The 14762-nt window shown below is 38.4% G+C and carries 12 protein-coding genes and 1 pseudogene; 10 read left to right on the top strand and 3 right to left on the bottom strand.

Annotation, left to right across the window (positions count from 1 at the left end):
* The first annotated feature begins 201 nt into the window (after nucleotides 1-201).
* The 7 genes from nirB to ACZZZC_RS15090 are packed head-to-tail and all read left to right on the top strand — an operon-like array spanning nucleotide 202 to nucleotide 10500.
* On the top strand, nucleotides 202-2709 hold the full coding sequence (gene nirB, locus ACZZZC_RS15120) for a nitrite reductase large subunit NirB (RefSeq protein ID WP_463487532.1): 2508 nt from the start codon (nucleotides 202-204) through the stop codon (nucleotides 2707-2709).
* The gene (gene nirD / locus ACZZZC_RS15115; RefSeq protein ID WP_463487531.1) at nucleotides 2694-3101 is read left to right on the top strand and encodes a nitrite reductase small subunit NirD; all 408 of its coding nucleotides are present in this window, start codon (nucleotides 2694-2696) and stop codon (nucleotides 3099-3101) included. The genes nirB and nirD overlap by 16 nt, the downstream gene beginning before the upstream one ends.
* Nucleotides 3102-3125: 24 nt before the next feature.
* Complete coding sequence (locus tag ACZZZC_RS15110) at nucleotides 3126-3521, top strand: hypothetical protein (RefSeq protein ID WP_463487530.1); 396 nt, start codon at nucleotides 3126-3128, stop codon at nucleotides 3519-3521.
* 33 nt (nucleotides 3522-3554) lie between these two features.
* A complete protein-coding gene (locus ACZZZC_RS15105) occupies nucleotides 3555-4922 on the top strand; it encodes an MFS transporter (RefSeq protein WP_463487529.1) in 1368 nt (455 codons plus the stop codon).
* Between the two features lie 27 nt (nucleotides 4923-4949).
* The gene (locus ACZZZC_RS15100; RefSeq protein WP_463487528.1) at nucleotides 4950-8498 is read left to right on the top strand and encodes a molybdopterin-dependent oxidoreductase; all 3549 of its coding nucleotides are present in this window, start codon (nucleotides 4950-4952) and stop codon (nucleotides 8496-8498) included.
* A gap of 11 nt (nucleotides 8499-8509) precedes the next feature.
* A complete protein-coding gene (locus ACZZZC_RS15095) occupies nucleotides 8510-9016 on the top strand; it encodes a nitrate reductase associated protein (protein ID WP_463487527.1) in 507 nt (168 codons plus the stop codon).
* A gap of 2 nt (nucleotides 9017-9018) precedes the next feature.
* Complete coding sequence (locus tag ACZZZC_RS15090) at nucleotides 9019-10500, top strand: rubredoxin (protein WP_463487526.1); 1482 nt, start codon at nucleotides 9019-9021, stop codon at nucleotides 10498-10500.
* Here the strand turns inward: ACZZZC_RS15090 and ACZZZC_RS15085 are convergent.
* The 3 genes from ACZZZC_RS15085 to ACZZZC_RS15075 form a co-directional block, all read right to left on the bottom strand.
* A complete protein-coding gene (locus ACZZZC_RS15085) occupies nucleotides 10495-11079 on the bottom strand; it encodes a molybdenum cofactor guanylyltransferase (RefSeq protein ID WP_463487525.1) in 585 nt (194 codons plus the stop codon). The two genes, ACZZZC_RS15090 and ACZZZC_RS15085, sit on opposite strands and share 6 nt — an antisense overlap.
* Before the next feature lie 3 nt (nucleotides 11080-11082).
* Complete coding sequence (locus ACZZZC_RS15080; RefSeq protein ID WP_463482791.1) at nucleotides 11083-11766, bottom strand: Crp/Fnr family transcriptional regulator; 684 nt, start codon at nucleotides 11764-11766, stop codon at nucleotides 11083-11085.
* A gap of 155 nt (nucleotides 11767-11921) precedes the next feature.
* The gene (locus ACZZZC_RS15075) at nucleotides 11922-12110 is read right to left on the bottom strand and encodes a hypothetical protein (RefSeq protein ID WP_463482790.1); all 189 of its coding nucleotides are present in this window, start codon (nucleotides 12108-12110) and stop codon (nucleotides 11922-11924) included.
* Nucleotides 12111-12444: 334 nt separating this feature from the next.
* Here ACZZZC_RS15075 and ACZZZC_RS15070 point away from each other — a divergent pair.
* The 3 genes and pseudogenes from ACZZZC_RS15070 to ACZZZC_RS15060 form a co-directional block, all read left to right on the top strand.
* Nucleotides 12445-12579 (top strand): annotated as a pseudogene (locus ACZZZC_RS15070) (hypothetical protein); the annotation flags it as partial.
* Nucleotides 12580-13083: 504 nt separating this feature from the next.
* Nucleotides 13084-13650: a sigma-70 family RNA polymerase sigma factor gene (locus ACZZZC_RS15065; RefSeq protein ID WP_463487524.1), complete on the top strand. Its 567-nt coding sequence runs from the start codon at nucleotides 13084-13086 to the stop codon at nucleotides 13648-13650.
* A 50-nt stretch (nucleotides 13651-13700) separates the two neighbouring features.
* Complete coding sequence (locus tag ACZZZC_RS15060; protein ID WP_463487523.1) at nucleotides 13701-14702, top strand: FecR family protein; 1002 nt, start codon at nucleotides 13701-13703, stop codon at nucleotides 14700-14702.
* Nucleotides 14703-14762: the final 60 nt, after the last annotated feature.

The following is a 14762-nucleotide window of genomic DNA, read 5'->3' as shown; positions in this document are numbered from 1 at the left end:
TTTTATGATAAAAATCATGTTTTTATAAAAAAAATTAAACCAAAAACATATATTTGAATATCAATTATCATATAAATATTAATAACAAATAGTTTATTTTCAAAAAAACTAATGATAAATGATGTCTAAAAATTATATCTATTAAAATTTTATAAATTTTTAATAAAAAATCATCCGAGAACTACAAAAAACTTAAAAACCATGAATAAATTAAAAGTAATTGTAATTGGTAATGGCATGGTAGGATACAAATTCTGCGAAAAGCTAAAATCTAAGTCTGATTCATTTAAATTAGTTGTTTTTGGAGAAGAACCCAGAAGAGCTTACGACAGGGTTCATTTAAGTGAATACTTTAATGGCAAAACAGCTGAAGACCTTTCTATGTCAACTGCGACCTGGTACGAGGAACAAGAGATTGACCTTTACCTGAACAATCCAGTTACTGGCGTAGATAGAATGGCTAAAACCGTTTCTACTTTATCTGGCGAAAAATTTAATTACGATTTTCTTGTATTTGCCACTGGCTCGGCAGCATTTGTACCAAATATAAAAGGAATCGAAAAAGATGGTGTATTTGTTTATCGCACCATTGAAGATCTTGATTTGATTTCAGCTTATTCAAAAAAAGCTAAAAAAGCTTCGGTAATTGGAGGCGGTTTATTGGGCTTAGAAGCGGCCAAAGCCTTGATAGATTTGGGTATAGAAGAAACCAGCATTATCGAATTTGCACCTCGCCTAATGCCCAGACAAATTGATTTGGCTGGAAGCGAAATGCTAAAATCAATGTTGGTTGATTTAGGCCTGCAAATACACCTCAACAAAAACACCAGCAGCATTGAAGGCGATACCAGCATCAGCGGATTAAAATTTAGCGATGATAGCGAACTCGCGATTGACATGTTAGTGATATCAGCAGGGATAAAACCAAGAGATGAACTGGCTAGACAATGCGGCATTAACGTTGGCACAAGAGGCGGAATTGTTGTAGATACCGAAATGCAAACCAACGACCCATGCGTTTTTGCCATTGGCGAATGCGCCCTTTTTGAAGAAATGATTTACGGGTTGATTGCGCCAGGTTATGAAATGGCAGAAGTACTGGCATCAAATCTTTGTGCACAAAGCAAATCTTTCAAAAGTTTTGATATGAGTACCAAACTCAAATTAATAGGGATTGATGTAGCCAGCTTCGGCGACCCTTTTATTAATGAGCCAGATTGCCGAACCATTGTTTTTGAAAACAAACATAAGGGCATTTATAAAAGAATAAACATTAGTAATGACGGGCAGTACCTTTTAGGAGGTATTTTAATTGGCGATGCAACAGCATACAATATGCTGTTGCAAACCAGTGTTAACCGAATTGCGCTATCAGAAAACCCTGAAGAATTAATTTTGGGCAGTCGTGGCGGCGAACAAGCTGGCGCTGGCATCGAAAGCTTACCAGATGCTGCGTTAATTTGCAGTTGCGAAGGTGTTACCAAAGGCGATATCTGCAATTCGATAACTGAACAAGGTTGCGAAACAATTGATGGTATAAAAAAATGCACTAAAGCAGGAACTGGATGCGGTGGCTGTATGCCAATGGTAAAAGATTTGATGCTTCACACCCTAAAAGCGCAAGGAAAATATGTTCGAAACGTAATTTGCGAACACTTTAATTACAGTCGCCAGGAATTATACGACCTGATTCACATCCATCAGCTAAAAAGCTACGATGAAGTTTTAGATAAACTCGGCGAATCTGACGGTTGTGAAACCTGCAAACCTTTGGTTTCTTCCTTACTGGCAAGTCTTTGGAATGAAATGATTCTTAAAAGAGGAAATGATACCGCACAGGACAGCAACGACAGGTTTTTAGCCAATATCCAAAAAGGCGGTTCGTATTCTATTGTTCCTCGTGTTGCGGGTGGAGAAATTACCCCTGAAAAATTAATTGTAATTGGCGAAGTAGCCAAAAAATACAACCTCTACACTAAAATAACAGGAGGACAAAGAATTGATATGTTCGGCGCACACTTGAACGATTTGCCAATCATCTGGGAGGAATTAATTGCTGCTGGTTTTGAAAGTGGACATGCTTATGGCAAAGGTTTGAGAACTGTAAAAAGCTGCGTGGGAAGCACTTGGTGCAGGTTTGGTTTGCATGACAGCGTAAGTTTTGCCATCCGTATTGAGGAGCGCTATCGTGGAATCAGAGCGCCGCACAAGTTCAAATCAGCAGTCAGCGGTTGCATTCGTGAGTGTGCAGAAGCACAAAGTAAAGATTTTGGCATCATCGCCACAGAAAAAGGCTGGAACCTTTATGTATGCGGCAACGGCGGCAGTAAACCACAACATGCTCAATTACTTGCAGCTGATGTAGACAGCGAAACCTGCATCAAGTATATCGACCGTTTTTTAATGTTTTACATCCGCACAGGCGACCCATTAACCCGAACCGCAACCTGGCTAAATAAAATGGAAGGCGGGATGGAATATTTGCGCAACGTGGTGGTTAACGATAGCCTCGGCATGGGCGAAAAATGGGAAGCAGAAATAGAAAGATTGGTAGATACGTACAAATGCGAATGGAAAGAAGCGGTAGAAAATCCTGCCATCAGAAAACGCTTTTCACACTTTGTTAATGCGCCAGAAGAAAAAGACCCAACAATAGAATTCGTAGAGATGCGTGGACAAAAACGCACTCCGGAATGGAAATCAGTCTAACCAAATATAAAATCAACCAACAAATTATCAACCATAACCAAACAATTATGACAGAAACAACAACAAATTGGTTAGCCGCATGTCGTGTTGAGGATGCAGTAGAAAACGGAGGGGTGTGCGTAAAACATGGAGAGGAACAAATTGCGCTCTTCTATTTTACCCGAAGAAATGAATGGTATGCCACGCAAAATGAGTGTCCGCACCGTAAGCAAATGGCTTTAAGCCGGGGCATGATTGGAACCATTACCGATGAACCTAAGGTAGCTTGTCCGTTCCATAAAAAGAATTTTTCATTGAAAACCGGCGAATGTTTAAGTGGAGATGAATGCGCCATTAAAACCTATCCTGTCAAAGTAGAAAACGGAACGGTTTACATTGCATTAAACGTTTAGCCGCTCAACACCAAACTTAAAATTATGAAAATCAATAATTATGTGGCTTTTTTAGGCTGCCTTGCCATAGCTTTGCTTTCATTTCGAGCCGAAGCACAAGCCAAATTCAGCCTTTTTGATGGTACAATCATTGCAGGTTATGTAGATCATGGCGCTTACCTCAATTGTACAGGGCCGAGTGTAAAATTTACGAACAAACCTTTTTCAATTGCCGCTGGTTTACTTCCATCCTTGAGAATTAAAGAAGATAAAGTTGCTGCTAGCGCCACCAAAAACAGTTTAGTTACGCCAAACTTAGGTTTCGGTTTAACGGCGGTATTCCATCATTTTGCGGTGCAGTTACCCTTTTACTACAATGCTAAAACAGTGGCCAAAAACGGCGAATGGAACGTAGGTGCAGGCCTGGGTTACAAATTTTAATTCAAATCAACCTTAAAATCTAAACCAATCCCCATGACAGCTCAAACAACCAACAAACCACTCGATAAACTAAATATATTTTCGCTCAAAGGTGTTCAAATGAAAACCTTTCACATCACCTGGCTTACCTTTTTCTTTTGCTTTTTTGCATGGTTCGGCATGGCGCCATTAATGAAAATAGCCCGTGAACAATTGCATCTTACAAAAGACCAGGTTGGGAATATCCAAATCGCATCCGTTTCTGCAACCATCCTTGCCCGCCTTTTAATCGGAAGGTTGATAGATAAATTCGGCCCCAAAATTATTTACACCTGGCTACTGGTGCTTTGTGCCGTTCCAGTGTTGCTTATCGGCACCAGCCAATCGTACACTTCATTTTTACTTTTCAGGTTAGCCATCGGCGTAATCGGCGCATCGTTTGTGATTACGCAATTTCATACCTCTATTATGTTTGCGCCAAACATTAAAGGCACAGCAAACGCCACCGCAGGCGGTTTCGGAAATGCTGGCGGTGGTGCAGCGAACGTATTTATGCCACTAATCGCATCAGCATTAACGGCTTTGGGTTTTTGCAGTTCGGCAGATAGCTGGCGTTATGCAATGATTTTTCCTGGCATTATGCTTTTAGTATGTGCATTTTTATATTACCGTTACACTCAGGATAGTCCGCAGGGCGATTTTAAAAACCTGAAAGACGAGACCATTAAAAGCAGCAAAAACACATTTCTTATTGCCGCAAAAGATTACCGAACATGGATTTTAACCATTGCCTATGCCGCTTGTTTCGGCGTAGAAATCACTGTTGATAATTTCGCACCCATCTTTTTTACCGATTCTTTTGGTGCAACCATCGCCATTGCAGGTTTGGTAGCGGGTATTTTTGGTTGGATAAACATTTTCGCCAGGCCAATGGGCGGCATTGTTGCCGATAAAATTGGCAAAGTTTGGGGCTTCGATGGCAAAACCCTGCTCTTATCCATTTTATTGTTAATTGAAGGTATTGGGCTAATTTGGTTTGCCAAATCTGGCAACATTGGGATGGCTATTTTTATGATGTTTGTTTTTGGCTTGAGCTTAAAGATGGCCAATGGCGCTACGTACAGTTTGGTTCCGTTTATCAACCCTGTTGCCGTTGGTAGCGTTGCGGGAATTGTTGGTGCAGGTGGCAATATCGGTGCTATGCTCATCGCTTTTATGTTTAAATCAGAGGCCAGTCATTTAACCAAAACCGTTATCGAAAATGGGCAAACCGTTCAAAAAGATCTGATAAATTATACTTCCGCGTTTACATTATTGGGCTATATCATTCTGGGAATCGGTGTTGCCGTTTTTATTTTCAGAACGGTAATGGCTCAAAAGAAAGCAAAAGTAGAAGAATTGGCTTTTGCTACAAGTAACTAATTTAAACACGACTTATTCCTGATTACCTTGAAGATAGAAAACAACATATTTGCCAGTAATACAACAACCTGCTGCTATTGCGGAGTTGGCTGCGGCATTGTGGTTAGTAAAGATAATCAGGAACGCATTACTGTTGATGGCGATAAAAACCATCCCGTAAACAAAGGAATGTTGTGCAGCAAAGGCATGAATTTGCATTACACCGCAAACGATAAGGGCGATAGATTGCTTTATCCCGCCATGCGCTATAACAAAAATATGCCATTACAACAAGTGAGCTGGGATAAAGCATTGGAACGCACAGCGATGGTTTTTAAAGCGTTGATTGCAAAACATGGCCCGGATAGCGTTGCATTTTACGCCAGCGGGCAGTGCTTAACCGAAGAATATTATGTTGTAAATAAATTGATTAAAGGTTTTATCGGCAGCAATAACATCGATACCAATAGCCGCTTATGTATGAGCAGTGCGGTTATGGGTTATAAAATGAGTTTGGGCGAAGATACCGTTCCCATTAGTTATGATGATATTGAAATTGCCGATTGTATTTTCGTGGCTGGGGCAAACCCTGCCTGGTGCCATCCTATCTTATGGCGAAGGGTAGAGGCCGCGAAAGAGAGAAATCCGAACCTGAAAATTATTGTGAGCGACCCACGAAAAACGCAAACCTGTTCGCTTGCCGATGTTCATTTACAACTTAATCCTGGTACGGATATTACCTTGCATCATGCCATTGGCCGATGTTTAATTGAAGATGGAAACATCGACCTCAATTTTATTGCAAAAAGAACCAATGGTTTTGAAAAATATCGTTCAACCGTTTTCGAAACTTCGTTACAGGAAGCTGCCTGTATTTGTGGAATTGAGGAAAGCGATATTCGTTTGGCGGCATCTTTTATAGGCAATGCGAAGGGTTTTATTACCATGTGGACGATGGGCCTCAACCAAAGTGTCGTAGGCACCAACAAAAATTTATCACTTATCAACCTCAATTTAATTACCGGGCATATCGGCAAACCTGGCAGCGGTCCTTTTTCGCTTACGGGCCAACCGAATGCAATGGGTGGTAGAGAAGTTGGCGGCTTAAGCAATCTGCTTCCCGCTCATCGAAATTTAGACAATGAAACTCATCGCAATGAGGTAGAAAAATTCTGGCAAATCCCTTTGGGTACAATCCAACCAAAACCTGGGCTTACCGCTACCGAAATGTTCGATGAGTTGAATACTGGAAAGCTGAAAGCGATCTGGATTTTATGCACCAACCCATTAATTAGTTTGCCTGATGTTAGAAAAGCAGAAGAAGGCTTAAAAAAGGCAAAGTTTGTGGTGGTGCAGGATATTAGCAAAAAGGTTGAGACGCTGAAATATGCTGATGTAGTTCTTCCTGCTGCAGCCTGGGCCGAAAAAGAAGGCACCATGACCAATGCGGGGCGTTACATTTCGTATTTAAGCAAAGTGATACAAGCACCTGGCGAAGCTTTACCTGATGCAGAAATTATTTGCAGGTTCGCTCAAAAGATGGGTTTTGAGGGTTTCGATTTTAAAAATGCCGCCGCCATTTACGATGAACACGCCGCACTTACCGAAGGTACGAATATCGATATCAGCGGATTGAATTATGAAATTCTGAAAGAAAAAAGAGCCGTTCAATGGCCTTACCCCAAACAAGAAAAAGCTTTTGGAACGACCAGATTGTTTGAAAATCATCAGTTTTTTACGCAGGATAAAAAGGCAAATATCATTTCTTTTGATGGTCAAAATCAATCTGAACCTTTAACGCCAGCGCATCCGCTGATTTTAACCACTGGCAGAATAAGAGACCAATGGCACACCCGCAGCAAAACAGGCAAAGTAAACAAACTCAACCAGCACATTAGCGAGTCGTTTTTGGAAATTCATCCCGCAGATGCGGAAAAAAGAAATATTAAGGATAATGATGTAGTTGAAATGAACAGCCTGCGCGGAAATGTTCGTTTGAAAGCAAAATTTTCGACAGATATTAAGCCTGGAGTTGTTTTTATGCCGATGCATTGGGGCAAAATTTTAAAGAGCGATTTAAATCGGGTAAATAACCTAACTAATAATTTGGTTGACCCACTAAGCAAAGAACCCGATTTTAAATTTACTGCGGTTGAGGTAAAACTTTATCAAAAACCGAGGCAAAAAGTAATTGTAATTGGAGCTGGTGCAGGTGCTTGCGGTTTTGTAAAAAGTTACAGAGCCTTAAATAGTGAAGATGACATTGAGATTTTCAGCAGGGAAGATTTTCCATTTTATAACCGTGTGCTTTTGCCCGATTATATTATTGGCACTTTGCCATGGCACAACCTGATTAAAATGAGCGATAGCGAGGAAATTGATTACAGAATTAGGCTCCATCGCGGTTTGGGTATTGATAAAATCAACAGAATTGATAAAACGGTTGTGGATAGTAAAGGCGAAATCCACCACTACGATATTTTGCTTTTAGCCACAGGAAGCAGGCCTTTTATGCTAAAGGATATTCCACCCCTTAACGGTATATTCACCATGCGAAGCCGAAATGATGCCGACAGTTTTAAAAAACATGCCGCGGCAACTAACGGAAAAGTGGTTATTGTGGGTGGCGGTTTATTGGGCATTGAACTTGCTTCATCGCTTGCAGAAACTGGCTCAAAAGTAAACGTAATTCAACGGATTTCGCGGTTAATGGGCAGGCAATTGGATGGTTTGGCTAGTCAGTTACTACACGAAGAATTGATTAGTAAAGGCATCGAAATTTTTTATAACGATGAAATTGACCGCGTAATCGGCGAAAAAAACATATCGGGCATCCGCCTGAAAAGTGGTTTATCAATTGATTGCGAATCGCTGATTATTGCCATCGGAACAATGCCCAATACCGAATTAATTAAGGATGCTGGCATTGAATGCAAAAGAGGCGTTGTAGTTGATGAATATTTAAGGACCAGCGAGCAGGATGTTTTTGCCATTGGCGAAATTGCCGAATTTAAAGGGCAAATGTATGGCATTACCGCCGCGGCGGAGCAACAGGCCGAAATTGTGGCCAAATTTATTTGCGGCGATATTGCCAAGTTTTATCAGGGCAGCCTGCTGATGAATATTTTAAAAATGCACAGCTTGGAATTGTGCTCTCTAGGTTTGGCGGAAGTTCCCGACAACGACCCAACTTACGAGGAAATTACCTTTATTGATAAGGCCAAGCGCTATTATAAAAAGTGCATTGTACATAACGACAGGTTAGTAGGCGCCATATTAGTGGGCGATAAAAGTGAGTTTCTGGAGTTTAGAAACCTCATTGAAAATAAAATGGAGCTGAGTGAAAAAAGGCTTCAACTATTAAGAAGTGGCAAAACTGCCGAACCAATTATTGGAAAAATGGTTTGCAGCTGCAACAATGTGGGGGAGGGCAATTTAATTAATAAAATAAAAGATGGCTGTAAAGACCACTTGCAACTTTGCCAGCTTACAGGTGCAGGAATGGGTTGCGGAAGTTGTCGCCCTGAAGTAAAGGCTATTCTCGATTCCTTTGTTAACGTGCTAAAAACAGCTCCAGAAGTTGCATTAGCTGAATAAAACTTAAAATAATGATAAAAGTAGAACTGGAACCATCTGAATTTATTAACCTCGAAGGCATTGAATATTTCAAATTCGAAGAAGATTTTATGGAAGAAAACGTTCGTTGCATTCCAATGGTGGTTCGTTTTAAATTGGATTTGACAGGCATAAAGCTAAAGCTTGGCGAATGGGGTCGATTTCATCCAACGGAAAGAATAGAATTGGCTCTTTTGCCTGTTACCAATACAATAGAAACTGCTGAATATAGAACATACTTGATCAATCTGATTCATATTTATACAGGAAAAAATGCAACAGAATTCGCCGTAGATATGCAACCAGCATGGAATAACTTAGCGCAAATTCCGCAAATGCTGATTGAAAAATCTACCGAGTTAAATCTGGAAATCTCCATCAGCCAATGGCAAAACCTAAGCAACATACAAAGATTTGCTTTACTGAAACTTTGCAGATCAGGGCATGAAAACATGAATTTCCCGAAAGCGGTATTGGAATTTGGCTTAATCAACACTTAAAAATGGACCAAACAATTATCCTCAATTTTCCTGGCGGGATTATTTCTCCTGGCAATTTGTACAACATATTGGTGGCAGCCAGTAAGGCAAAAATCGGGTTTGTTCGTTTCGGTTTGCGCCAACAATTATTGGTTGATACCGCAAATTATAACTTGCCAGATTTTACGATTGAGCTTGATAAATTGGGAGTTGCTTACGAAGTTGATAATAATAATTCGCCAAATATTATCAGTTCTTATCCAGCTGAAGAAATTTTTATACGCAACAGCTGGTTAACGGGCGGTATTTATAAAGATATTCTGGATGATATTGATTACAAACCTAAAGTGAAGGTAAATATTTGCGATAGCAACCAAAGTTTTACACCCATGCTTACGGGCAATATCAATTGGATTGCATCTTCGCAAGCAGAACATTACTGGCATTTAATTATCCGTTTTCCAAAAACCAACGTAATTTACGAGTGGAAACAGCTTTGCTACACCAACCACATTGCGAAGCTAACTAAGGCGATTGAAAAGATTATTACGGATTATCCATCGCAATTTATAGATAACGAGACCGTCAATGGCGAAGCACTTTTTGCGTATTTAAATCAGGAAGATTTTGTACTTAGATTTGCCGAAAAACCTGTTGCTTTATCAACCTTCAATTTACCGTATTACGAAGGATTAAACCGTTACAACAATAAATATTGGCTGGGTATTTACCGTAGAGATGAATTGTTTAGTGTTGCTTTTTTGAAACGCCTTTGCCAGTTGTGTTTAGATACCAAACTTGGTCAGTTTTGCTGCACTTCGTGGAAAACCATTGTGGTAAAAGGCATTGAAGAAAACGACAAAAAACTTTGGAACGATTTACTGGAAGAATTTGACCTGAATATGCGCCATGCGGCGAACGAACTCAATTTTCAGGTAGAAGATAATTGTTTGGAAGGACTGGAATTAAAGAACTTTTTGGTTAAGCATTTAAGCATTAATGATACCCGAACTTTCGGTATTTGCTTTGGAATTAAAACCCGAAAGAAAAGTGAAATTTTTAGCAGTATTTTAATCCGAAAAAGATATGTGATTAGTTTATGGGGGATAAAATTATTTCCAGTCTATGATATTCTTTGTGCGAAGGATTTCAACCCTAATGAACGTACCGGCGAGATTTTTAGTCGTGGCAACCCACGATTAATATTGCCTGAGCAAATTAGACGAGCGGTTTATAAATTTTATAAGCAGCGCCAAAGTGCTATAAAGAGTAATCCGCAATCTGTAAATATGAAAACCGAAGATTCATCTAGCAAAGACAAAGTTTTGCTTTACCAATGCAGCGATTGCTTGACGGTTTACAGCGAGCAGCTTGGAGAACTGGAAAATAACATCTTGCCAGGAACAGCTTTTAAAGATTTATCTGAAGATTATTGCTGCATCCTTTGCGAAGCAGATAAAAGTAATTTTAGGCCAATCGAGCAATCAGAATTGATGTTATTATAAGCCGTTAATTTCCCCATCAGAATTGAAGTTATCAAAGCAGCGATAATCCTTATCCTCAATAAGAATTTCAGAGACGTTTAAATTGGATAATACGAACTTCATGCTGCGTCCAAGCAATTTACCATCTTGAAGCATGTGCAATATCTTTTTCAAACCTCTGGAGGTATAAATCCCGCACAATGGCTCTTGTTGTTCGCTTTTTATAAAAATATAAGCATCGAAAGCATCAGAAACAACAAAAGCTTGCTTTAATTTCTCCAAAATATGCGTTTGCATTAGCAGCATATCACAGGCCAATAGAAACAAATCATCATTCGGATTTGCCAGATGCGCTGATAAAGCGCCAAGTAAGGGCCCTTTTAAATCAAGCGATTGATGGTCTGTAATTAACTGTGCTTTATTAAAATAGTTAGCGTATTTGTTTTCCTGAGTTAGATTTACTGAAAATTTCACATGCAAGCCTATGGATCTCAGTTTATCGGCAGCCAATTCAGCCCAAAGCTTATCCTGATGGTTTAATAAACCTTTATCGGTTCCCATCCTTACACTTTGTCCGCCGCATAAAACAACCCCAATCATGATTTACTTATTGCTCAAATCCAGCAGTTTATTTTCATCCAAAATGCCAATCATTTTATCTTTTACGTGGATGAGTTCTTCGGCCAGCAGTTCGTTCATTGTTCTAAAAACAGTTTCGTAGGTAGCCCCAGTGTAAGCTGCCAAATCCTGCCGACTTAAAGCCAGATTTAAAAAACCTTCGCTATTTAAACCAAATTGCGTTTTAAGGCTTAATATTGCAACAGCTAACCTGCCTTTTACCGACATTAGCGCAAGGTTTCTCATTTTCTTTTCTGAAGATTGCAGTTCATCAGCATAAAACATTAATAAACGATAAGCAAAATCGTGGTTGACTTTAAGCGTAGTTTTGAAAAATTCGATATCAACATAGCATAATGATGTCGTTTCCAGAGCAGTTGCTGAAATCGGGTAATTGCTGTTTGCAGTACCAATACCGCGATGACCGAAAATAGCACCATCATTTGCAAAGCGGATGATCAATTCTTTATCGCCCCAATGTTTATGCACCTTAACATTGCCCGATGTGACAAAATAAACACCTGTTACAGGCTCGCCTTCCTTAATAATAACCTCGCCCTTTTTAGCAACGAAATTGCGTTTATGGCTATTTATTACAGCATGCCACTCAGGTAAGGTATGCTTACACATCAAGCAAGCTTCTAAATTGCAGCTGTTATTTTTTTTCATTGTTTAAATAATTACAAAAGTACAAATCGTTGAAGTTTATAAAGCTGTTTTTAAAATTATATCTTTAAGTCCATTCATAATAAAATTAGTGATTTCAGTTAGTGCTTTTCTCCATCACTAATTTGAAATATGCAGATGGTTTATCCATCTAATATTTAATCATCAGAAATATTCATTATCCATTTCTGGAGTGCCACTTTTCTGGATTTTCGCTTAGCTCTGATTTTTTTCATTTTGTCTACAACTTTGGGAATTAGCTTTTCTCTTTCCTTTCGTAATTTCATCAACCTACCCAGCTCATTGTACTCTGTCATCTTAGTGTCTAGTTCTGCGATTCTCTTCAAATCAGCAATAAATTTATTACTAATTCGAACCGTTGTCGACCCAATCGTACGGTATTCCCTTAGGGATACCGTACTTTTTTAAATATTTTTTTGTAAGCAAAAAACTCCAAAGCTTAGAACTGATAAAATATTCCTTCCCTTAGTTCATTAAATTACTCGACATACTCGATTTTTTACTGTATAAAATAAATAAAACTCAGTAATCTGTTATCGCATTAATTTGAAAGAGCGATCATTTTTTGGTAAGTTTAACATGTAATAAGACCACAAATAAATTCAGTACTTGACGAAGTTTAAAAGTCCGCAGGGGGAGATTCGGTAGAAGTGGAAGGCAGAAAATAAGAAGGTCGTGCTGGATGTTGAGATTCCACCAGGAGTGAACGCTAAATTGAGGGTTACAAGAAAAAGCTGCTTACGTGGACAATCCGATTCATTTGACCCCATTGCTCCAGTTTTTAGTTATTTGTAAGTTCTATGTATAGCAAGGCGTTTTACTAGAGGTGTACGTGGCGATAGGGGGTCTGTCTACAGCGGTTTATCCAATGTAGCAATGGAAATTGCATCTGGATAATAATGCAAAATAGTGATAAGTTCGTAAAATTCAGGTAGCTGTACAGCTGTACAACATAAGACATTATGTCTAGATCAAAATGATTTTAGTCATGGCAGTTATATCAACTTTTCAGAATGACAAAAGTTAATATATACTTAACATACATTGGATGCGTATAAGTTTAATTTCAACATTCCAAAAAGTTGAATATCTACAAAAAATTATAAATAACTTATTGTCAAGCCGCTATATTATTGGTGTCGATTTGATTATTCATTAGACACCAAAAAGTTGTGCCATTTTGAAACCAACCGCAATGTAGAACCCTAATCCTGATTACTATCAGAATTATTACCAGTAAGTGACAATTTGATAATATAAATTTAACCTCTATATTAGCCAAAAAGTATAGCGATGCACGTGCCTGATGAGCATTCTGATGAAATTCTATTTGAGCAACTGAAAAAAGATAATCAAGGTGCGTTTAAAATTCTTTATAATCGCTATTGGGACAAATTGCTTCAGGTTGCATATACCAAGCTAAAAGTTCAGGAAGAATCAGAAGAAGTAGTACAGGAGGTTTTTCTTTCCATCTGGTCTAATCGGCATAAAACTACATTAAAATATACTTTCAAAACCTATATTTCAGCAGCACTCAAGTATTCTATTTACTCTAAAATTGTTTCAAAATCAAAATATAAGAATGTTGAAATTGGCGAAGAAATAGAAAATGAGCTAATTGATCACGGTACGGAACACTATTTGGCTTTCAGTGAAGCAGTAATTCAAATTGAAGTATTGGTTTCTCAACTTCCAGAGAAATGTCAGATGGTTTTTCGACTCAGTCGAGATCAAGGACTGTCAGCTAAAGAAATTTCATCTGAGATGAATATAAGCGAGAAGACAGTTGAAGGCCATATTACTAAGGCTGTGAAGCATATTAAAGGTAATTTGAACGGTTTTACATCTTTTTTATATTTTTTTTAATGCAAAGCAAGGGTTAGTTGGTGTTTTTTATACTATTAAGGTATAAGATCATGAAAAACGCGAACAAACTGCCTTCTGAAATTGATTATTTAGTGAAAAAAATGCTCAACGGGACGATCAGTGCTGAAGAGAAGGAGTATTTAGATCACTGGTATTCGTCAAATCCATCAGAATTTCCGATATGGGAACTCAAACATGAGAATAAAGATCAATTGGGAGAAAGATTATATCAGTCTATTTTAACCAAAATTGAATTTCCTCCTGCTAAACGCTCAAAACAGTTATTTAAGTATTTTACCCTTGCAGCATCCATTTTAATTTTATGCAGCATCGGGATTTTTGTGTGGCAAAAAATTGGAAAACAAGAAGAAGTAGTTAAAAATATGAGCGCCTTTTCTAATGGCATGATCACCAAAATTCATTTGCCCGATCATTCAATTGTATGGCTAAAAGGAAATAGTAAGTTAGAGTATCCTAGTAAGTTTAGCGATAGTACCCGTAATGTAACGCTATATGGTGAGGCACTGTTTGAAGTTGCGAAAGATAAGCGCCATCCATTTATCATTAAAACCGGCAATTACCTTGCCCGTGTTTTGGGTACCAGTTTCAATATTAAAGAAAGTATCAAATCTAAAACATTCAAGTTAACTGTGCTTACCGGGAAGGTAGCCATTTCATCTACCAACCATAATTTAAATGAATTGTCCAAGCCAATTATCATTACTCATGGAAATGAATTTGAAGTAAAAGGCTCACAAACCACGGGAAATTTGATCCCTGCGCCAGTTGCCGAGAAAGTACTAATTTTAAATGGCACTGAATACGATATGAATTTCGAAAATATAGCTTTTAACGATGTTAAAGAGCGGGTAGAGAAAAAATTTAATGTAAAAATTAATACGGGAAAAAATAATTATTCGAATTGCTTTTTATCTGCTGATGTAACTGATCAGTCATTGGAAAATACCTTGAAAGTAATTTCGGCTGTTATTAATTCCCAATACACAATCAACAAAAACCAAATTGACTTAACTGGAGGAGGATGTAACTAATGAAATAAATATCTACAAACTATGTGAAAAAACAACAGCAGGCGTGCTGCAACACCCTGC

Source organism: Pedobacter sp. AC212, from assembly GCF_979258625.1.
This window is presented reverse-complemented; position numbering and strand designations above follow the sequence as displayed.

What these genes read in the sequence shown, in the direction of transcription:
- nirB (WP_463487532.1), top strand. Translation starts at nt 202, where the DNA reads ATGAATAAATTAAAAGTAATTGTAATTGGTAATGGCATGGTAGGATAC.
- nirD (WP_463487531.1), top strand. Translation starts at nt 2,694, where the DNA reads ATGGAAATCAGTCTAACCAAATATAAAATCAACCAACAAATTATCAAC.
- ACZZZC_RS15110 (WP_463487530.1), top strand. Translation starts at nt 3,126, where the DNA reads ATGAAAATCAATAATTATGTGGCTTTTTTAGGCTGCCTTGCCATAGCT.
- ACZZZC_RS15105 (WP_463487529.1), top strand. Translation starts at nt 3,555, where the DNA reads ATGACAGCTCAAACAACCAACAAACCACTCGATAAACTAAATATATTT.
- ACZZZC_RS15095 (WP_463487527.1), top strand. Translation starts at nt 8,510, where the DNA reads ATGATAAAAGTAGAACTGGAACCATCTGAATTTATTAACCTCGAAGGC.
- ACZZZC_RS15090 (WP_463487526.1), top strand. Translation starts at nt 9,019, where the DNA reads ATGGACCAAACAATTATCCTCAATTTTCCTGGCGGGATTATTTCTCCT.
- ACZZZC_RS15085 (WP_463487525.1), bottom strand. Translation starts at nt 11,079, where the DNA reads ATGATTGGGGTTGTTTTATGCGGCGGACAAAGTGTAAGGATGGGAACC.
- ACZZZC_RS15080 (WP_463482791.1), bottom strand. Translation starts at nt 11,766, where the DNA reads ATGAAAAAAAATAACAGCTGCAATTTAGAAGCTTGCTTGATGTGTAAG.
- ACZZZC_RS15060 (WP_463487523.1), top strand. Translation starts at nt 13,701, where the DNA reads ATGAAAAACGCGAACAAACTGCCTTCTGAAATTGATTATTTAGTGAAA.